Source organism: Streptomyces sp. V1I1 (assembly GCF_030817355.1).
GTDB lineage: Bacteria > Actinomycetota > Actinomycetes > Streptomycetales > Streptomycetaceae > Streptomyces.
In genome coordinates, this window is the sequence record NZ_JAUSZH010000001.1 from 5,403,908 (window position 1) to 5,424,075 (window position 20,168).

A 20,168-nucleotide genomic window follows, 5' to 3' on the forward strand; every position below is an offset into this window, starting at 1 on the left:
CGGGGGTGCGTACCGCGTCTGGTGTAGGGCGACCGTACTCCGTACTACTTGCGGAGGCTCATGAGTTCCGCCTGGCGGCAGCCGAGACGGCACAGGGGATCCGCTTAGGGTTCAACCATGCAGATCCGACTTCCCCGGCCGCGCGGCCGATGGCTCGCAGGCGTGGCCGCCTTCGCCGTCCTGGCCGGCGCGGGCACCTGGACCGCGGTCGCCGACGACGGCGCACCGGCCGTGCACCGTGAGGACCGGGTGCAGGAAATGCCCGGGGCGAAGATCGACACCTCCTACTTCACGACGGGCGGCACGGAGCGCCGGCCCGCCGTGCTCATCGGGCACGGCTTCGGCGGCAGCAAGGACGATGTCCGCGCCCAGGCCGAGAAGCTGGCCCGCGACGGATACGCCGTGCTGACCTGGTCCGCCCGCGGCCACGGCACGTCCACCGGGCAGATCGGGCTCAACGATCCCGCATTCGAGGTCAAGGACGTCTCCCGGCTGATCGACTGGCTGGCGAAACGGCCCGAGGTGCGGCTGGACGCGGACGGCGATCCGCGCGTCGGCATGACCGGTTCCTCCTACGGCGGGGCGATCTCGCTGCTCGCCGCCGGACACGACAAGCGCGTCGACGCGATCGCCCCCCAGATCACCTACTGGAACCTGGCCGACGCCCTCTTCCCGAACGGCGTCTTCAAGAAGCTTTGGGCCGGGATCTTCTTCTCCACCGGCTCCGCGGCCGGCACGGACGGAGCCGCCCCCGCCGACGCGCCCGCAGGAGACGCCCCGGCCGGTCCCGCGACTGCGGGCGACGCGGCAACAGCCGCCGGTGCGGCCAAGGCCGACGCGGCCGAGGGCCCCGCGAACCCGGGCGGCTGCGGGCGCTTCCAGCCCGCGCTGTGCGCCATGTACGAACGCGTCGCCGTCGCCGGAAAGCCCGACGCCGCAGCCCGTACGCTCCTCGAAAGCCGCAGTCCCTCCGCCGTCGGCGACCGCATCAAGGTGCCCGCGCTCATCGTGCAGGGCCAGGCCGACTCCCTCTTCCCGCTCTCGCACGCCGACGCCATGGCCAAGCGGATCAGCGCCAATGGCGCACCCGTCTCGGTAGACTGGATCGCCGGCGGGCACGACGGCGGCGACCGGGAGACCGGCCGCGTCGAGGGCCGCATCGGCGACTGGTTCGACCGGTATCTGGGGCAGGACAAGGGCGCGGACACAGGACCCGCCTTCCGCGTCAGCCGGACCGGAGGCGTCGACTCCACGGATGGCGAGGCCCTGCTGCGCGGCGCGACCGGCGACAGTTACCCGGGTCTCGCGAGCGGCGCAGAGCCGATCCCGCTCACCGGCCGCGAGCAGCGCTTCGCCAACCCGGCCGGCGCGGGCCCGCCCGCCATCTCCGCGGTCCCGGGCCTCGGCGGCGGACTCGGCCGGCTCTCCTCTCTCGGCGTCGGCCTCTCGCTCGACTTCCCCGGCCAGTCCGCACGCTTCGAGTCCGCGCCGCTGGACCGGTCACTGCGGATCACGGGCTCGCCGACCGTCCGGGTCAAGGTCGCCTCCAGCAGCGGCGACGCCGTCCTGTTCGGGAAGGTGTACGACGTAGGGCCCGACGGCCGCCAACAGGTGCTGCCCTCCCAGCTCGTCGCGCCGGTCCGCGTCGAGAACGCCAAGCAGGGCAAGGACGTCACACTGACCCTGCCCGCCGTGGACCACGACGTCGACGCCGGACACCGGCTGCGGCTTGTCCTGTCGGCGACGGACCTCGGCTATGCCTCGCCGGCCGCCCCCGCCACGTACACCGTCTCTCTCCTGGATGCGGGCGCGCTCGCCGTGCCCACCGCGCCCGCCGTGAAGACCCAGGCCGCGGGACTGCCTTGGTGGACCTGGGCGCTCCCGGCCGCGGGCGCGCTGATCGCGGCGGCGCTGCTGCTCACCGCCCGGCGCAGGGCCCTCGCCCCGCCACCCGACCCCGAGCGTGCCGAAGTGCCCCTGGAAATCACCGGCTTGACCAAGCGGTACGCCAAGTCCGCGGACCGGTATGCCGTACGGGAGCTGTCCTTCCGTGTCGAGAAGGGGCAGGTCCTCGGCCTCCTCGGCCCCAACGGCGCGGGCAAGACCACCACCCTTCGCATGCTGATGGGGCTCATCCGGCCCGACGACGGTGAGATCCGCGTCTTCGGCCACGCCATCCGGCCGGGTGCGCCCGTGCTCTCCCGGGTCGGCGCATTCGTCGAGGGCGCCGGCTTCCTGCCGCATATGTCGGGCCGCGACAACCTGGAGCTGTACTGGCGGGCCACCGGCCGGCCAGCGAGCGACGCGCACATCGAGGAGGCCCTGGAGATCGCGGGTCTCGGCGACGCCCTCGCCCGCGCCGTACGCACCTACTCGCAGGGCATGCGCCAGCGACTCGCCATCGCCCAGGCCATGCTCGGCATGCCGGATCTGCTGATCCTCGACGAGCCGACGAACGGACTCGACCCGCCCCAGATCCGCGAGATGCGGGACGTGATGATCCGGTACGCGGCCGGGGGCCGGACCGTCATCGTCTCCAGTCACCTCCTCTCCGAGGTCGAGCAGTCCTGCACCCATCTGGTGGTCATGGACCGCGGCCGGCTGGTGCAGGCGGGACCGGTCGCTGAGATCACCGGAGAGAGCGACACACTGCTCGTCACCACCGCGGAGGAGGTGCCGGAGCCGGTGGTCGAGAAGATCGCCGCGCTGCCCGGGATCGGTTCGGCGACCCGTACGGACGAAGGACTGCTCGTACGGCTCGACGGGGCCACCGCCACCGGAATGATCGCCGAACTCGTCCGGCTGGACGTGCCGTTGACGGGCGTCGGTCCGCACCGCCGCCTGGAGGATGCCTTCCTCAACCTGATCGGAGGATCCGCATGAGCACGCTGGTCGATTCGGCCCCGGGCTACCGGGCACGGCACACCCTGCCGCTGCGTGTCGAGGCGGTACGGCAGCTGAAGCGCAGACGGACGCTGGTGATGGCCGGGGTGCTGGCCGCGCTGCCCCTCATTCTGATCGCCGCCTTCGCGATCGGCGGCACCCCGGACGGCGGGGAGAACGGCCGGATCACTCTGATCGACACCGCCACCGCGTCGGGCGCGAACTTCGCCGCCACCTGTCTGTTCGTCTCTGCGGGCTTCCTGCTGGTGGTGCCGGTGGCCCTCTTCCACGGAGACACCGTGGCCTCGGAGGCCAACTGGTCCTCGCTGCGCTATCTGCTGGCAGCCCCTGTCCCGCGCACCCGGCTGCTGTGGTCCAAGCTGGCGGTGGCGCTCGGCTTCAGTGCGGCGGCCATGGTGCTTCTGCCGCTGGTGGCCCTGGCGGCGGGCACCGCGGCATACGGCTGGGGGCCGCTGAAACTGCCCACAGGCGGCTCCCTGGCCGCCGGCGACACGGTGTCGCGGCTGGCGCTGGTCGTGGCGTTCATCTTCTTCTCCCAACTGGTCACCGCAGGGCTTGCGTTCTGGCTGTCTACCAAGACCGACGCCCCGCTGGGCGCGGTCGGCGGAGCGGTCGGACTGACGATCATCGGCAATGTGCTGGACGCGGTCACGGCGCTCGGGTCGTGGCGCGATGTGCTGCCCGCGCACTGGCAGTTCGCATGGATCGATGCGCTCCAGCCGCAGCTGGAGTGGAACGGCATGGTGAAGGGCGCGGCCGTCTCGGTGACATACGCCCTGGTGCTGTTCGCGCTCGCCTTCCGGAACTTCTCCCGCAAGGACATCGTGTCGTAGTCGCCGGCGGAGACCCGCCGGCGCAGACCGCCGGCGTAGGGCTCGCTACACCCAGCCCCGACGAGCCGCTTCCGCTCCCGCCCGGAAACGGCTCGTCGTGCCGAGGTCGGTGAGCAGTTCACCGACGCGGCGGCTGTACGTACGCCCGGACATGCCGAGGCGGGTCGCGGCCGTCTCGTCCGTGAGCCCGGCGAGCAGGGCCAGGAGCACCGGCTGCAGATGGGCCGGCACGGCGCCGGGCACGGTGTGCCGGGTCAGATTGTCACCGGTGTCCCACCAGGCGCGGTGCGTGCGCACCAGGGCCTGGACAACGACGGGGTCGCGGATCAACAGCACGCCGTTGAAGTGCAGTTCCAGATCGAGGGGAACGGCAGCGACCGAACGGTCGGCGACAACCATTTTGAACGGGATGGAGTCCGTCACCCGCGTCGCGCCGGGGCAGAGCCACGGCTGCGCAAGATGGGTCAGCCCGTGCCGGGGCGCGATCCGCCTGACCGCCGCGGTCTGTTCGGCGGCCGTACGAACACAGGCGCCACCGAATTCCAGGAACGGCTCCGGGATGCCGTGGCCCAGCGCGCTCGCCGGGTCGTCGAAGCTGAGGAGCTCATGGCGCGCCGAGCGGACCAGCCCTGCCAGGGCCGCTCTCACCTGAGTCACTCCCTGAACCGGCTGCCCCGGCGCTTCGCGCAGGACAGACCGAGAGACCTCCCGACCGAGCACGGAGCCCGGGGCCACCCCCACTGCCATGACAGATCATCCCCCGCCCTTCACACGCCACACGGCCCGTCCCCTCGGATCCGTATGCCACTCCATGTACAACCACGATTGCACATGGTGACAAGTTCCGGTTCGCGGCTGGCGAGTCATTGCCATTCCTTTCGGTTCCGGGAACGGTTCCGGGCAACTCCCGCCCGCCGTTGCCGCATTGAGATTCATCCGCAACTCCTTCGACAGCTCCCCGGGGCCGTCTCGGACGTCACATTCACAAGTGCTGACGACCCAGGGGAGCCCAGATGAAGCTCAGCGCACGGACGTACAGGGGAGTGCTGGCCGCGGTCCTGGCCGGCGGCATGCTGCTGACCGCCGGCTGCGGCGGTGGCGGCGGCCACGCCGACCGGACCTCCCAGGGCGGCGCCAAGGAGCGGGCGAACGACGGCGCGAGGCCCGATCCCGCGCCGATAGCGCCGGACGGGGGAGGAGGCGCGCCCGCCACGGGAGTGGACGGAGGGGCTGACGGGGCGCGGGAGGGCGACGCGTTCCGGGAGTCCGAACGGGCCCCCGACTATCTGTCGACCTTCGCGCTCGACGTGGACACCGCCTCGTACGGCTATGCTCGCCGCACCCTCGCCGACGGGCGGCGGCCGGAGCCAGGTCAGATCCGGCCCGAGGAGTTCATCAACAGCTTCCGGCAGGACTACCCGCGGCCGAAGGGCGACGGCTTCTCGGTGACGGTCGACGGGGCGCGGCCCGGCAGCGCGGAGGGCGAGATCCGCGGCCGGGGCGATGACGGAGCGGGCGGCGGGGACTGGTCGTTGGTGCGCGTGGGTCTCTCCACCCGCCCCTCCGACCGCAAGGGTGAACGGCCGCCGGCCGCCCTCACCTTCGTCATCGACATCTCCGGCTCCATGGCGGAGCCGGGCCGGCTCGATCTGGTCAAGGAGTCGCTGGGCATCCTCACCGACGAGCTGCGCGACGACGACTCGATGGCGCTGGTCACCTTCAGCGACGAGGCCAAGACGCGGCTGCCGATGACCAGGGTCGACGACAACCGCGACCGTATCCACGAGGTGATCGACAGCCTGGAGCCCACGGACTCCACCAATGTCGAGGCGGGCGTGCGGCAGGGCTACGACGAGGCGGTCGAGGGCCGTCGCCGCGGGGCCACCAACCGCGTCGTCCTCCTCTCCGACGCACTCGCCAACACCGGCGAGACCGAGGCCGACGCGATCCTCGACCGGATCGACGACGCCCGTCGCACGTACGGCATCACGCTCTTCGGCGTGGGCGTCGGCAGTGAGTACGGCGATGCGCTGATGGAGCGGCTCGCCGACAAGGGCGACGGGCACACCACGTATGTCTCCACCAGCGAGCAGGCCAGGAAGGTCTTCTGCGACCAGCTGCCCACGCATGTCGAACTGCGCGCACGGGACGCCAAGGCGCAGGTGGCTTTCGACCCGAAGACCGTCCAGCAGTTCCGGCTCATCGGATACGAGAACCGCGCGGTCGAGGACGAGGACTTCCGCAACGACACGGTGGACGGCGGCGAGGTCGGCCCGGGCCATACGGTGACGGCGCTGTATGCCGTACGGCTCAGGGAAGGCGCGAGCGGTCACGTCGCGACGGCGACCGTCCGCTGGCTCGACCCGAGGACGCGGGCGCCGCACGAACAGACGGGCTCGGTCGAGACGGACGCGGTCGACGGCGCGCTGTGGGACGGGGGCTCGAAGCGGCTCCAAGTCACCGCGGTCGCGGCGTACTTCGCAGAATCAATGCGGGGCGGCTCGATGCCCGGGGCGCCGGGGCTGGGCGAACTGGTGGGCCGGGCGAGGAAGCTGGCGGGCTCGACGGAGGACGGCGCGGTGCGTGAGCTGGCGGAGGCGATCGCTCAGGCGCAGCGCGTACGGGACTGAGGGGGAGGGGGACGGGCGGCGCGGCGCGATGCCGCGTCGTCCGTCCCCTCGCGTCATGATGTGCGCCATGGCCACCCTTCTCCTCGCCCTCGCCATCATCTTCACGGGGCTGTACGCGGGCTTCATGCTGACCTTCCAGATCTCGGTCATGCCCGCGCTCGCCCGGCTGTCGGACGACCAGTTCCTGCCGGCCATGCGCCGTATCAACGAGGTCGTACCGCGCCCTGCCTTCCTTCTCCTCTTCCTCGGGATCATCGCGTTCCCCGCCGCGGCACTCGCCGTGCCCGTCGACGGGCGCACGGACACCCAGCGATGGCTGATCGTCGCGGGCCTGGTGTGCGCGGTCATCAACCATCTGATCACCATCGTCGGCAACATCCCGCTGAACAACGCCCTCGCCGCGGCGGAGAACCTCTCTCCGGCCGCCCCCGACAGCGAGGTTCGCGCGGCCTTCGAGCCCCGTTGGAACCTCCTGCACCTGATCCGCACCCTGTTCACGCTCGCGTCGTTCGCCCTGCTGGTCGGCGCCGCGCTGCAGTGACCGTGAACAGGCCGGAGGAAACCGTCGCTTTAGCGGCCTGGCGCAAGCTCGTGGCCGAGTGCATGTGATCACTGGCGTACGGAGGAGACAGGCATGGCGGGGATCATCGTCGACAGCGAGCTGTGGATCAGGCGGTACCACTCCTTGCCGGCCGGCGGCGAGGAGCGCATTGGGCTCGTGTGCTTTCCGCATGCGGGCGGCTCGGCAAGCTACTTCCACGCACTGTCGGGGTTGCTGAGTCCGGCGGTCGAGGTGCTCGCCGTGCAGTATCCGGGGCGGCAGGACCGGCGGGCCGAGGCGCCGGCGGACGACCTCCAGGAGCTGGCGTCGGGAGTGATCGCCGCGCTGGAGCCGTGGGCGGACCGGCCGCTCGCGTACTTCGGGCACAGCATGGGTGCGCTCGTCGCGTTCGAGGCGGCCCGCCGTCTGCCGCCGCAGGTGCTGTTCGTGTCGGGACGGCGAGCGCCGTCGACCCACCGGCCGGAGGCGTTTCATCTGCTCGACGACGACGGGCTGGTGGCCGAGACAGAGGCGCTGAGCGGGACCGACGCACGGCTGCTGGCCGATCCGGAGATGCGGGAGCTGATCCTGCCGCCGCTGCGGGCCGACTACCGGGCGATCGAGACCTACAGCCCGGACGCGGACGCCGTCGTCGAAACACCGCTCGAGGCCCTGCTCGGAGACCGCGACCCGCGGGTCACCGAAGAGGAGGCGCGGGCCTGGAGCGCCCACACCACGGGGGAGTTCGCGCTGAACGTCTTTCCCGGCGGCGGGCACTTCTATCTGTCGGACCAGGACTACGCAGCGGACCTGGCAGCCCTGATCACTCGCAGAGTCGCCCGGCCGGCCCGCTGACCCGACGACCCGCCCACCCGCTGACCGTCACCGGCGCGGCGGCCACAGCCCGTCGATGAGGACGGTCAGGACCTGGTCGGCCTCGTCGGGGGCGTGCTCCCGGGCCCACGCCGCGGAGGCGATCAGCGCGAACAGCTCGTTGGGGGAGGTGTCGTCGCGCACCTCCCCGGACCGCTGCGCCCGCTCCAGGAGATGCTGGCCCGACGACTGCATGGACGTACAGGCGTTGTTCAACTCGGACGCCTCGTCCTTGAGGCTGTCCATCAACAGGGTCACCAGCCCCCGGTACGTCGTCGCATGCGCCACCGCGGCCCGCACCCACGTCGCCAGCGCCTCACCCGCGGGCTCCGTGGTCAGCAACTCCTCGGCAGTGGTGCCGAGTTCCTTGATGCTGTCGTGCAGCATCGTCTTCAGCAGGCTCTCCCGGGTGGGGAAGTGCCGGTAGAGGGTTGCGTTTCCCAGCCCCGCTTGCCGGGCGATGTCGTCGAGCGACGTGTGGATACCGTGCTTGTCGAAGGCCGTCTTGGCCTCCGACAGGAGTCGCTCGTAGTTGCGGCGGGCGTCTGCGCGCATCGGGCTGCTCTCTCCTTGCCGTCCAGGGAGCGGTGCTGCTCCCGTCGGTGACGGCAGCAGCACCAAACCGGGGTATGCCCCCGGATTCTACCCTGCCTCGGTTTCGAGCTCGTCGCGCAGGCGCCGAGCGAGCTGCGCGGGGGTGGGGTGGTCGAAGGCGACGACCGCGGGCAGCGCGAGACCGGTGGCCTCGCACAGGAGATTCCGCAGCTCAAGACCGGTGAACGAGGTGAAGCCCGCCTCCAGGAAGGTGAGTGCGGGGTCGATCTCCTCCGCCGACTCGTGCCCCAGCACCGAGGCCGCCGTGGAGCGGACCAGGTCAAGCAGCACGGCGTCCTGCTCATCGGGACCGAGACCGGTCAGATTCCGGCGCAGGACAGTTTCCCCGAGGGCATCGACGGTTTCGGGTGCGCTGTCCTGCGCCGGGGTCGAGGGGGCGCCGTCCGGCGCGGGTTGCCAGGCAGGGCCGTGCAGCCAGTACGTGCGCCGTTGGAAGGCGTACGTCGGGAGGGACACGCGCCTGACACCGTCCGCGGGCCCCTGCCGCCAGTCCACCGGACGGCCGTGCGCCCAGGCCAGCCCGAGCGCGGTCAGCAGCGTCCGCAGCTCCGGGCGGTCGCCCCGCAGGGCCGGGGCGAGGACCAGCGGCGCGGTCCCAAGGCTCTGCCCGGCCATCGCCGAGAGCACCCCGTCGGGGCCCAGCTCGACATGGACACGGACGCCGTTGTCCTCCAGGTAGCGCACTCCATGGTGGAAGCGGACGGTCTCGCGGATGTGCCGTACCCAGTAGTCGGGGTCGCACAGTTCGTCGGCTGTCGCGGGTCTGCCGGTCAGATTGGAGATGAGCGCAATGGCCGAAGGCTTGAAGGACAGCTCCGAGACGGCGCGGCGGAACTCGTCCAGGACACCGTCCATGTGGGCTGAGTGGAAGGCGTGGCTGACCCGCAGGCGCTTGGTCTTACGGCCCTGAGCGCGCCAGTATGCCGTGGCCTCGGTGGCGGCATCGGCGTCGCCGGAGACGACCACGGCCTGCGGGCCGTTGACGGCCGCGACGGCGAGGCGTCCCGCGTAACCGTCCGTCAGGAACGCGCTCACCTCGTCCTCCGACGCCTGCACCGACACCATCGCGCCGTCGCTTCGGGCCGACTGCATGAGACGGCCGCGAACGGCGACGAGAGCGACGGCATCGTCCAGGGTGAGCACCCCGGCCGCGTGAGCGGCGGCCAGCTCGCCGACGGAGTGCCCCATCACGAAGTCCGGGACCGGGCCGTGGTGTTCCATGACCCTGTACAGCGCGGTCTCCAGGGCGAACAGCGCGGCCTGCGCGTACTGCGTCCGGTCCAGGAGCGCCGCCTCCGGCGTGCGGGGCGCCGCGAACACGACGTCGCGCAGCGGGTGTTCGAGGTGTTCGTCGAAGAGTGCGCACACCTCGTCGAAGGAGGCCCTGAAGACCGGGTGGGTCCCGTACAGTTCGCGGCCCATGCCCAGACGCTGGCTGCCCTGGCCGGTGAAGAGGAACGCCGTGCGGGCTCCCCGGTCCGTCCGGCCGCGCAGGACACCGGCGCCTCCCGCACCCGCGGCGAGGTCCGCAAGGCCGCGCAGCAGTTCCGCACGGTCCTCGCCGAGCACCACGGCGCGGTCCTCCAGCGCCGGCCGGGAGACGAGTGCCCTCGCCACCGCGGCCGTGGTGAGGGACGGCTGCTCCTGTACGTACTCCAGCAGCCGTTGTGCCTGCGCGGCCAGGGCCGCTGTGCCACGGCCGGAGAGGACCCAGGGGGCGACGGGGAGCGCGGCGGGTCCGGGTTCCGCGGCAGGTTCCGCGGACGGGGGCTCGGGCGCTTCCTCGAGGACGAGGTGGGCGTTGGTCCCGCTGATCCCGAAGGAGGAGACGGCCGCCCGGCGCGGCCGGCCGTCCTCGGCAGGCCAGGGCCGGGGCTGCGGCAGGAGGCGTACGGCACCGCTGTGCCAGTCGACGTGCGGAGTGGGTTCGTCGGCGTGGAGGGTGCGGGGCAGCGTGCCGCGGTTCATGGCCATCACCATCTTGATCACGCCGCCGACCCCGGCCGCGGCCTGTGTGTGGCCGATGTTCGACTTGAGGGCGCCGAGCCACAGCGGGCGTTCGGTGTCCCGGTCCTGTCCGTAGGTGTTCAGCAGCGCCTGCGCCTCGATCGGGTCGCCCAGCGTGGTGCCTGTGCCGTGCGCCTCCACGGCGTCGACATCGCCGGGGGCGAGCCGGGCGTTGGCCAGGGCCTGGCGGATGACGGCTTCCTGCGCCGGGCCGTTGGGGGCGGTCAGGCCGTTGCTGGCGCCGTCCTGGTTGGTGGCGCTGCCGCGGATCACGGCCAGTACGTCGTGCCCGTTGCGGTGGGCGTCGGACAGCCGCTCCAGGACGATGAGCGCGGCACCCTCGCCGAAGCCGGTGCCGTCGGCGGAGGCGGCGAAGGACTTGCACCGGCCGTCGGGGGAGAGCCCCCGCTGGCGGCTGAACTCGGTGAACAGCCCCGGCGTCGCCAGCACCGTGGCACCGCCGGCCAGCGCCAGGGTGCACTCGCCCTGCCGCAGGGACTGGACGGCGAGATGGATGGCGACCAGCGAGGAGGAGCAGGCGGTGTCGATGGTGACGGCCGGGCCTTCAAGACCGAAGGTGTACGCGATCCGGCCGGTGGCGACCGAGGGTGCGGTGCCGTTGCCGATGAACCCCTCCACCTCCTCGGGGATGAAGGGCAGCCGGGCCGCGTAGTCGCTGTACATCAGGCCCGCGAACACGCCGGTCCGGCTGCCCCGCAGGCGTTGCGGGTCCAGACCGGCCCGTTCGAACGCCTCCCAGGCGGTCTCCAGCAGCAGCCGGTGCTGCGGGTCGGTGGCCAGCGCCTCGCGCGGGCCGAGTCCGAAGAAGCCGGCGTCGAACTCGGCGGCGTCGGGCAGGAAGCCGCCACTGCGGGTGTACGAGGTGCCGGGCCGGTCGGGATCGGCGTCGTACAGCGCCTCCAGATTCCAGCCGCGATCCTCCGGGAAGCCGCCGATCACATCGGTGCCGGAGTCGACGACCCGCCACAGGTCTTCGGGGCTGCGGACACCCCCGGGATACCGGCAGCCGATGCCCACGATCGCGATCGGCTCCTGGGCGGCGGACTCCAGCTCCGCCAGCCGCTGCCGGGTCTCGTGCAGGTCGGCCGTGACCCACTTGAGGTACTCGACCAGCTTCTCTTCGTTGCTCGCGGGGCCTGCGGGGCCTGCGGGGCCTGCGGGGCCTGCGGGGCTCGTAGGGCTCGCGGCGCTTGTGGCGCTCGCCGTGCTCTGCGTGCTCGTCGGCTTCGTCACTTCGACCGGGCCTTCCTGCCGAATTCGCTGTCGATGAGATCGAGGATCTCGGTGGCCGACGCGGTCTGGATGCGTGAAGCCACATCCGATTCCGGGCCGGTTGCGGGCTGTTCCGTCTCCCAGGCGTGCAGCAGTTCGCGCAGCCGCCTGCCCACCTCGGTCCGCGTTCCCGTGTCCTCGCGCGGCGTCAGTGCCAACGCCCGTTCCAGGGCGTCCAGTCCGGCGAGCGGATCGGTGACGGCCGCCGACTCCGGCTCGGCCGGTTCGGCATCCGCACGCAGGCGTGCGGCGAGCGCGGCCGGCGAAGGATGGTCGAAGACCACGGTCGCGGGCAGTCGCAGACCGGTCGCGGCGGTGAGGCGGTTACGGAACTCCACCGCGGTCAGGGAGTCGAAGCCGAGCTCCTTGAAGGAGTGGTCGTCGTCGATCAGCGCCGTGTCCGTGTGACCGAGAACCACGGCCGCCGTCTCGCGTACGAGGTCGAGCACCAGCCGGTCCCGCTCGCTCTCCGGCACTGAAGCCAGTCGCTCGGCCAGGGACTTGGCGCCCGCCGGTCCTGAGGACCTGCGCTCCGGGACCCGCACCAGCCCGCGGAACAGCGGGGGCAGCAGCCCGCCCGCCGCCCGGCGGCGCAGCTCCGCGTGGTCCAGCCGGGCCGCGACCGCCGTGGCCTGCTGTCCGGCCAGCACCTGGTCGAGCAGCGCCAGACCGTCGTCGGCGGACAGCGGGACGATGCCGTCGCGGCCGAGCCGGTCCCGTTCGCGATCGCCCAGGTGGCCCGTGAGGCCGCTGCTTTTCGCCCACAGGCCCCAGGCGATGGAGGCGGCGGGCAGTCCGAGGGAGCGGCGGTGCTGGGCCAGCCCGTCCAGGTAGGCGTTCGCCGCCGCATAGTTGCCCTGCCCCGCGTTGCCCACCACGCCCGCGAGCGAGGAGAACAGCAGGAAGGCCGACAGAGCGGTGTCGCGGGTGAGGTCGTGCAGGTTCCAGGCGGCGTCGGCCTTGGCGGCCAGCACCGCGTCGAACCGCTCGGGGGACAGCGACTGGACGACGCCGTCGTCGAGGGCTCCGGCCGCATGCACCACCGCCGTCAGCGGCCGCTCCGACCCAATGGAGGCAAGCAGCCCGGCGAGGGCTTCGCGGTCGCTCGCGTCGCAGGACTCGATACGTACCTCGGCGCCCAGCGCGGTCAGCTCGGCCTCCAGTTCGGCGGCGCCGGGGGCCTGGGGGCCGCGGCGGCTGATCAACAGGAGGTGGCGCGCGCTGTGTTCGGTGACGAGGTGGCGGGCGAGCAGGCCGCCGAGGGTGCCGGTCGCACCGGTGATCAGCACCGTTCCGTCGGGGTCCAGCGGCCGTTCCCGGGACGTGGGTTCCGGCGAGACGGCCAGCCGCGGCGTGTACAAGACACCTCCGCGTACGGCGAGTTCGCTTTCGCCGGAGGCCACGGCCGCGGGCAGCGCCCGCAGCGAGGACTCGTCCTCGTCCAGGTCCACCAGCACGATCCGGTCGGGGTTCTCGGTGCGGGCCGAGCGCAGCAGCCCCCACAGCGCGGCGGCGGCCGGTTCGGTGGACTCCGCGTCAGTGACGGCCACTGACCGGCGCACGGCCGTCACCAGCCGGCTGCCGGCGAACCGCTCGTCGTCCAGCCAGGACTGCAGAAGAGCGAGCAGTGAACCCAGCGCGGCCCGTACGCCCTCAGCCGAGTGGGCCCCGACGGATCCGGACGGCAGCGGCAGGCATGCCACGACGGTGTCCGGCAGCCCCGCCGCGGAGCCCTCGACAGCCGCATGGAGCGCGTCGAGCCCAGTGTGCGCGGTGACGTCCAGCACCCCGGCGATCCGCTCGGCGTCGTCGCCGAGCACGGCCCAGGCACTCTCGGCGGGGGCCGGAGCGGCGGTGGCCGGAGCGGCGGGCAGGGCGGACCACTCCACCGTGTGCAGCGGAAGGCTCCCCGCGCCTCGGGCCCGCAGCGCGGCCAGTTGCTCAGCCGGTACGGGACGCAGGGTGAGCGCTTCGCAGGCGGCGACGGGCGTGCCGCCCGAGTCGGCGATACGAAGTCCCACCGTGCCGTTCTGGGCCCTGGTCAGCCGCACCCGCAGAGCCGTGGCGCCTTGGGCGTACAGGCTGACCCCGCTGAAGGAGAAGGGAAGTTGGACGCTGTCGTCCCGCTCGCCCGGTGTGCCCAGCGCCAGTGGGTGCAGGGCTGCGTCGAGGAGTGCGGGGTGGAGGGTGTGGTGGGTGGTGTCGGTTCCTTCGGGGAGGGTGATTTCGGCGTAGAGGTCGTTGCCGTCGTGCCAGAGGGCGGTGAGGCCTTGGAAGAGTGGTCCGTACTCGTAGCCTCTGGCGGCGAGTTCGTCGTAGGAGCCGGTGAGGTCGACGGGTTCGCCGGGCGGTGGCCAGGCGATCTCCTCGGCGGGAACAGGGGTGCTGACGAGAGCACCGGCGGCATGCCGCGTCCAGGACGGGATGTCGTCGCTGCGGGAGTGGATGGCGAGGGTGCGCCGCCCCTCGTCGTCCGGGGTGCCGACGGTGACCTGAAGCGCCACCGAGCCCTGCTCGGGCAGGGTGAGGGGCGCTTCGAGGGTGAGATCCTCCACCGTGCCCGCGTCCGTGAGCCCCGCGGCGTGCAGCGCCAGGTCCACAAAGGCCGTGCCGGGAAGCAGCACAGTGCCCTCCACCGCGTGGTCGGCGAGCCAGGGATGGGTGCGCAGAGAGATACGGCCGGTGAGCACCAGCTGGTCGCCGTCGGCGAGCGGGACGCTGGCACCGAGCAGCGCATGGCCGGCGGTGTCCAGTCCGAGTCCGTCGGCGTCGACGGCCGTCCGGGAAGCCTCCAGCCAGTAACGCCGCTGCTGGAAGGGGTAGGTGGGCAGCCCGCTCGGCCGGGCCGGGGGCTGCGCGGGGCGCCAGACGCCGGGCGAGGTGCCCGCGACATGGGCCTCGGCGAGCGAGGTGCCGAAGCGCTGGAGGTCACCCTGGTCGCGGCGGAGGGTGCCCAGCGCGACGGCCGGGGCGCCGGTCTCCTCGATCGTTTCCTGGATGGCTGTGATCAGTACGGGGTGCGGGCTGACCTCGATGAAGGCGGTGTGCCCGTCCGCCAGCAGCCTGCGCACCGTTGCGTCGAACAGCACCGGCTCGCGGAGGTTGCGGAACCAGTAGTCGCCGGTCAGTGCCGTCCCCTCCAGCGGCGCGTGGGTCACGGCGGAGTAGAAGGGGACGTCGGCCGCACCGGGCTTGATCCCGCCCAGCACCTCGCGCAGTTCGTCCTCCAGCGCGTCGACGTGCGGGGAGTGCGAGGCGTAGTCGACGGGGATCATCCGGGCCCGCACCTTCTGGGCGGTGAGCTGGTCCCGCAGCGATTCCAGGGCTCCCTGCGCACCGGAGACGACGGTCGCCCCCGGCCCGTTCACGGCGGCGATGTACGTGCCGTCGATGAGGTGGTCCCTGGTGCGGTCGGCGGGCAGCTGGACCGAGAGCATGCCGCCGGTCCCGGCCAGTCTGGTGATGGCCTTGCTGCGCAGCGCGGCGATCCGCGCGGCGTCGGCGAGGCTGAGCGCGCCCGCGAGATGAGCCGCGGCGATCTCGCCCTGGGAGTGCCCGATGACGGCGGCGGGTTCGACGCCGTGGTGCCTCCACAGCCGGGCGAGCGACACCATCATGGCGAACAGCGCGGGCTGCACCACGTCGACGCGGTCCAGACCGGGGGCCTTCGGGTCCCCGGAGAGCACCTGCATCAGGTCCCAGTCGGTGTGCGGCGCCAGCGCCTCGGCGCACTCCCGCAGATAGCCGGCGAACTCCGGGCTGCTCTCTATGAGTTCACGGCCCATGGCCGCCCACTGGCTGCCCTGGCCGGGGAAGACGAAGACGGGTCGGCCGGGCCCGTGGCCGACAGTGGTGCCGGTGACGAGGCCGGGGAACTCCTTGCCGCGGGCGAGGGCGTCCAGTCCGGCCAGCAACGTGTCACGGTCGCCCGCGGGGACGACGGCCCGGTGGTCGAAACGGGTACGGAAGGCGAGCGCGTGCGCGACCCCGGCCGGCTCGGTGCCGGGGTGCTCGACGGCGTACGCCTGGAGCAGACCGGCCTGCTCCCGCAGTGCTTCCTCGGTCTTCGCCGACAGCAGCCAGGGAAGCGTGGGGAGTTCGGCGGTCTTCCCGCCGTCCTCCGGCCCGGGAGTGGGCTCTTCGATGATGACGTGGGCGTTGGTTCCGCTGATCCCGAAGGAGGAGACCCCGGCCCGCCGCGGTGCGTCGCCGGTTGTCTCCCACGGCCGGTCCTCGGTCAGCAGCCGGACCGTCCCCGTGGACCAGTCGACGTGGTCGGTGGGCGCGTCGACATGCAGCGTCTTCGGCAGACGGCCGTGGTGCATGGCCATCACCATCTTGATGATGCCGCCCACGCCGGCCGCGGCCATGGTGTGGCCGACGTTGGACTTCAAGGAGCCGAGCCACAGCGGGTGTTCGGTGTCGCGGTCCTGTCCGTACGTGCTGATCAGCGCCTGTGCCTCGATCGGGTCGCCGAGGCGGGTACCGGTGCCGTGCGCCTCGACCGCGTCCACCTGGCCCGCGGTCAGCCGTGCGTTGGCGAGGGCCTGCCGGATGACGCGTTCCTGGGAGGGGCCGTTGGGGGCGGAAAGGCCGTTGCTGGCGCCGTCCTGGTTGGTGGCGGTGCCGCGGATGACGGCGACCACCGGGTGGCCGTTGCGCCGGGCGTCCGAGAGCCGCTCCAGAAGCAGCAGCCCCGCACCCTCGCCCCAGCCGGTGCCGTCCGCGGAGGCGGAGAAGGCCTTGCACAGCCCGTCCGGTGACAGCGCGCGCTGACGGCTGAACTCGATGAAGCTGGTGGGTCCCGCCAGTACGGTCGCACCGCCGGCCAGCGCGAGCGAGCACTCGCCCTGCCGCAGCGACTGGGCCGCCAGATGCAGGGCCACCAGCGACGACGAGCACGCCGTGTCTACCGACACCGCGGGGCCCTCCAGGCCGAAGGTGTAGGCGATACGGCCGGAGGCGACGCTGGCTGTGGTGCCCGTCGCCAGATACCCCTCGACGGACTCGGGGGCCTGACCGAGCCGGGTGACGTAGTCCCCGGCGACCACACCGGCGAAGACGCCGGTGTCGCTGCCGCGCAGTTCTGTGGGGTCGATACCGGCCCGCTCGACGGCCTCCCAGGCGGTCTCGAGGAGGAGCCGCTGCTGCGGGTCCATCGCGGTCGCCTCACGCGGGTTGATTCCGAAGAACGCCGCGTCGAACCGGTCGGCCCCGGTCAGGAAGGCTCCTCGCTTCGTGTACGAGGTGCCGGGCCGGTCGGGGTCGGGGTCGTACAGGCCGCTGGTGTCCCAGCCGCGGTTCTCGGGGAAGTCCGTCACCGCGTCGGCGCCGGAGGCCACCAGCCGCCACAGGTCCTCGGGAGAGGCGACCCCGCCCGCGTACCGGCAGGCCATTCCGACGATCGCGATCGGATCGTCGTCGAGTGCCCCGGCCACGGCGGGAGCGGCAGGCGTACGGGCACTTGCCGGCGCCGGCCCGTCACCGAGCAGACCGGTGCGCAGATGGGCGGCGAGCGCCGCCGGAGTGGGATGGTCGAAGACCAGCGAGGACGGCAGCCGCAGACCGGTGGCGGAGTTGAGGCGGTTGCGCAGCTCGACCGCGGTCAGCGAATCGAAGCCGATGTCCTTGAACGCCCGCTCGGGGGCCAGGGAATCGGCCGTGCCGTGCCCGAGGACCGCCGCGGCCTGCGCCCGTACCAGGCCGAGCAGTTGCCGGTCGCGCTCCGCGTCGTCCAGTGCGGCGAGCCGCTCGGCGAGTGGCGCATCGCCCGCGGAGCTCGTGCGGCCCGCGGCGGCCCGCCGGGTGGGAGTACGGACCAGACCGCGCAGCAGCGGTGCGAGTGTGCCGTTCTCTGCGCGGGCGCGCAGCGCGGGCAGATCCAGCCGGAGGGGGACGAGCAGCGGCTCGTCCGAGGTCAGAGCCTCGTCGAAGAGGGCGAGGCCGCGCTCCGGGGTGAGCGGCGCGAAGCCCGCTCCGGACAGCCTGGCGAGGTCACCGCTGCCGAGCGCCCCGGCCATGCCGCTGCCGTCGTCGTCGCCGCCCCACAGGCCCCAGGCCAGGGAGAGCCCCGGCAGGCCGGTGCTGCGGTGGTAGGCGGTGAGCCCGTCCAGGAAGGAGTTGGTGGCCGCGTAGTTGGACTGGCCCGCGTTGCCGATGATGCCGGCGAAGGAGGAGAAGACCACGAAGGCGGCCAGGTCCAGGTGGCGTGTGGCGTCGGTGAGGTGCCAGGCCGCGTCCTGCTTGGGCCGCCCGACGATGTCGAGCCGCTCCGGGGTCATGGACTCGATGGTCCCGTCGTCCAGTACACCGGCGGTGTGGACGACGGCGGTGAGGGGGTGCTCCCGCGGGACCGAGTCGATCAGCTCGGACACCGCGACGCCGTCGGCCGTGTCGCAGGCGACCACGGTGGCACTGGCGCCCAACGCGGCGAGGTCGGCGACCAGTTCGCCGGCACCCGGTGCGTCGGGGCCACGGCGGCCGGCCAGCAGCAGGTGGCGTACGCCGTGTTCGGCGGCGAGATGCCGGGCCAGACGCCGGCCGAGGGTGCCGGTGCCTCCGGTGACCAGCACCGTTCCTTCGGGGTCCAGCGTGCGCGGCAGGGTCAGCACGACCTTGCCGATGTGCCGTGCCTGGCCCAGGTGGCGGAAGGCGTCCGTGGCGCGGTGAATGTCCCACGCCTCCACGGGCAGCGGCGTCAGCCGGCCCGCCGCGAAGAGCTCCTTGAGTTCGGCCAGCATCTCCTGGATGCGCTCAGGACCGGCCTCCATCAGGTCGAAGGCGCGGTAGCCGACGCCCGGGTACTCCTCGGCGACCTGCCGCGGATCGCGGATGTCGGCTTTGCCCATCTCCACGAAGCGGCCGCCGCGCGGCAGCAGCCGCAGTGAGGCGTCCACGAACTCGCCGACCAGTGCGTCCAGTACGACATCCACGCCGCGCCCATCGGTGGCGGCGAGGATGTCCTGTTCGAAGGCCAGGGTGCGGGAGTTGGCCAGATGCGCGTCGTCGAAGCCGTGGTAGCGCAGCGCGTCCCACTTGGCGGGGCTGGCAGTGCCGTACACCTCCATGCCCCGGGCACGGGCGAGCTGGGCCGCGGCCATGCCGACGCCGCCGGCCGCCGAATGGATCAGTACGGTCTGGCCCTCGCTCGCCTGCGCCAGATCGCTGAGCGCGTACAGGGCGGTGAGGAACACCACGGGCGTGGCGGCGGCCTGGGCGAACGACCAGCCCTCGGGCACCTCGCTCAGCAGCCGGTGGTCGGTGACGGCGACCGGCCCGGCCGCCCCCTCGGTGAACAGGCCCATCACCCGGTCGCCGGGCGCGAAGGAGTCGACCCCGGGACCGGTCTCAAGGACGTATCCGGCGCCCTCACTGGCGATCGGGGCCTCGCCCGGGTACTGGCCGAGGGTGATCAGAACATCGCGGAAGTTCAGACCGGCGGCCCGGACGCCGACCCGCACTCGGCCGGGGCCCAGCGGAGTGTCGGGGGCCTCGGCGGGAAGCAGCGCGAGGTGCTCCAGGGTGCCGCGGTCGTTCGCGCCGAGCCGCCAGTTCGGAGCGTCCTCGGGGGCGGTCAGCCTGCCCGGGGGCGCACCGCGGCTCAACCGTGCCGCATGAACGGTGCCGCGCCGGATGGCGAGCTGGGTTTCACCCGTCGCCGCCAACGCCTCCTCGACAGCCTGGTGTGAGCTCTCGTCACGATCGACGTCGATCAGGAGGAAACGGCCGGGGTGCTCGGTCTGCGCGGAGCGCACCAGCCCCCAGACCGCCAGGCTCTGGTCCCGGATGGGCTCGTCGTAACGGGTGGAGACGGCGTTACGGGTCACCACGACCAGCCGGGACCCGGCGAACCGGTCGTCGGCCAGCCACTGTTGCAGCAGGCCCAGCATCCGGTGCGGCGCCTCGCGCGCGATCTCCACAGGGTTGTACGTGCCCTTGGCGGGGCGCCCCGGCGTGAACGGCATCAGCACCTCGTCCGGTACCGGACCCTCGGCGGCGGCGAGTGCGTCGAGGTCCGCGTACCGGGCGACGCCGTCCCCCAGTGCGGCGCTGATGCCGATGACGTCCCGGCCCACAACGGCCCGGCTCGGTGTCCCGGTCCGCGGCTGCTCACCGGGCGCGGCGACGGGCACCGGCTGCCATTCCACGCGGAACAGACCGTGGGCCGGGTCCGCGGCGCCGGCCGCCGCCTTGAGGTCGGCCGGGCGGATGAGCAGTGAGCCGATCGACACCACCGTTCCCCCCTCGGGGTCGGTGGCGGTGAGCGCGACGGTGTCGGACCCGGCCGGTGTCAGGCGCACCCTCAGCCGGGTGGCGCCGGTGGCGTGCAGAGTCACGTCCGACCAGCTGAACGGCAGCCGCACCGGGCCGGGTTCGCCGCCCGCGAGGTCGAGGAGCAGCGGGTGGAGGGCGGGTGTCGAGGAGTGCGGGGTGGAGGGTGTGGCCGGCGGGGTCGGTTCCCTGGGGGAGGGT

Annotated in this window: 8 protein-coding genes and 1 pseudogene; 5 read left to right on the plus strand and 4 right to left on the minus strand. The window is 72.5% G+C overall.

The window, feature by feature from the left end; all coding sequences use genetic code 11:
- Positions 1-117: 117 nt before the first annotated feature.
- Together QFZ67_RS25575 and QFZ67_RS25580 are read left to right on the plus strand one after the other, a co-directional pair.
- A complete protein-coding gene (locus tag QFZ67_RS25575; protein WP_307663410.1) occupies positions 118-2,883 on the plus strand; it encodes an alpha/beta fold hydrolase in 2,766 nt (921 codons plus the stop codon).
- Positions 2,880-3,737 carry an ABC transporter permease gene (locus QFZ67_RS25580; protein WP_307663411.1) on the plus strand — a complete coding sequence of 286 codons (858 nt, stop codon included), beginning with the start codon at positions 2,880-2,882 and terminating at the stop codon, positions 3,735-3,737. The genes QFZ67_RS25575 and QFZ67_RS25580 overlap by 4 nt, the downstream gene beginning before the upstream one ends.
- A gap of 45 nt (positions 3,738-3,782) precedes the next feature.
- On the opposite strand, the gene QFZ67_RS25585 is transcribed toward QFZ67_RS25580, so the two are convergent.
- Positions 3,783-4,385, minus strand: a complete 603-nt coding sequence (locus QFZ67_RS25585; protein ID WP_307663412.1) for a DNA-binding response regulator — start codon at positions 4,383-4,385, stop codon at positions 3,783-3,785.
- Positions 4,386-4,750: 365 nt separating this feature from the next.
- On the opposite strand from QFZ67_RS25585, the gene QFZ67_RS25590 reads away from it, so the two are divergent.
- The 3 genes from QFZ67_RS25590 (at position 4,751) to QFZ67_RS25600 (ending at position 7,763) form a co-directional block, all read left to right on the plus strand.
- Positions 4,751-6,367, plus strand: a complete 1,617-nt coding sequence (locus tag QFZ67_RS25590; protein ID WP_307663413.1) for a von Willebrand factor type A domain-containing protein — start codon at positions 4,751-4,753, stop codon at positions 6,365-6,367.
- 67 nt (positions 6,368-6,434) lie between these two features.
- The gene (locus QFZ67_RS25595; protein WP_307663414.1) at positions 6,435-6,908 is read left to right on the plus strand and encodes a DUF1772 domain-containing protein; all 474 of its coding nucleotides are present in this window, start codon (positions 6,435-6,437) and stop codon (positions 6,906-6,908) included.
- Between the two features lie 93 nt (positions 6,909-7,001).
- A complete protein-coding gene (locus QFZ67_RS25600; protein WP_307663415.1) occupies positions 7,002-7,763 on the plus strand; it encodes a thioesterase II family protein in 762 nt (253 codons plus the stop codon).
- A 27-nt stretch (positions 7,764-7,790) separates the two neighbouring features.
- On the opposite strand, the gene QFZ67_RS25605 is transcribed toward QFZ67_RS25600, so the two are convergent.
- From QFZ67_RS25605 to QFZ67_RS25615, 3 genes and pseudogenes are all read right to left on the minus strand, one after another.
- Positions 7,791-8,336 (minus strand): TetR/AcrR family transcriptional regulator, encoded by a 546-nt coding sequence (locus tag QFZ67_RS25605; protein WP_307663416.1) that lies wholly within the window; start codon positions 8,334-8,336, stop codon positions 7,791-7,793.
- An 87-nt stretch (positions 8,337-8,423) separates the two neighbouring features.
- A pseudogene (locus tag QFZ67_RS25610) lies at positions 8,424-11,543 on the minus strand (type I polyketide synthase); the annotation flags it as partial.
- A 110-nt stretch (positions 11,544-11,653) separates the two neighbouring features.
- Entirely contained in the window at positions 11,654-20,032 is an 8,379-nt protein-coding gene (locus tag QFZ67_RS25615; protein ID WP_307663418.1) for an SDR family NAD(P)-dependent oxidoreductase, read from the minus strand.
- Positions 20,033-20,168: the final 136 nt, after the last annotated feature.

Bases quoted from the DNA above. Each gene is read 5' to 3' on its own strand.
- QFZ67_RS25575 (WP_307663410.1), top strand. From the start codon at position 118: ATGCAGATCCGACTTCCCCGGCCGCGCGGCCGATGGCTCGCAGGCGTG.
- QFZ67_RS25580 (WP_307663411.1), top strand. From the start codon at position 2,880: ATGAGCACGCTGGTCGATTCGGCCCCGGGCTACCGGGCACGGCACACC.
- QFZ67_RS25590 (WP_307663413.1), top strand. From the start codon at position 4,751: ATGAAGCTCAGCGCACGGACGTACAGGGGAGTGCTGGCCGCGGTCCTG.
- QFZ67_RS25595 (WP_307663414.1), top strand. From the start codon at position 6,435: ATGGCCACCCTTCTCCTCGCCCTCGCCATCATCTTCACGGGGCTGTAC.
- QFZ67_RS25600 (WP_307663415.1), top strand. From the start codon at position 7,002: ATGGCGGGGATCATCGTCGACAGCGAGCTGTGGATCAGGCGGTACCAC.
- QFZ67_RS25605 (WP_307663416.1), bottom strand. From the start codon at position 8,336: ATGCGCGCAGACGCCCGCCGCAACTACGAGCGACTCCTGTCGGAGGCC.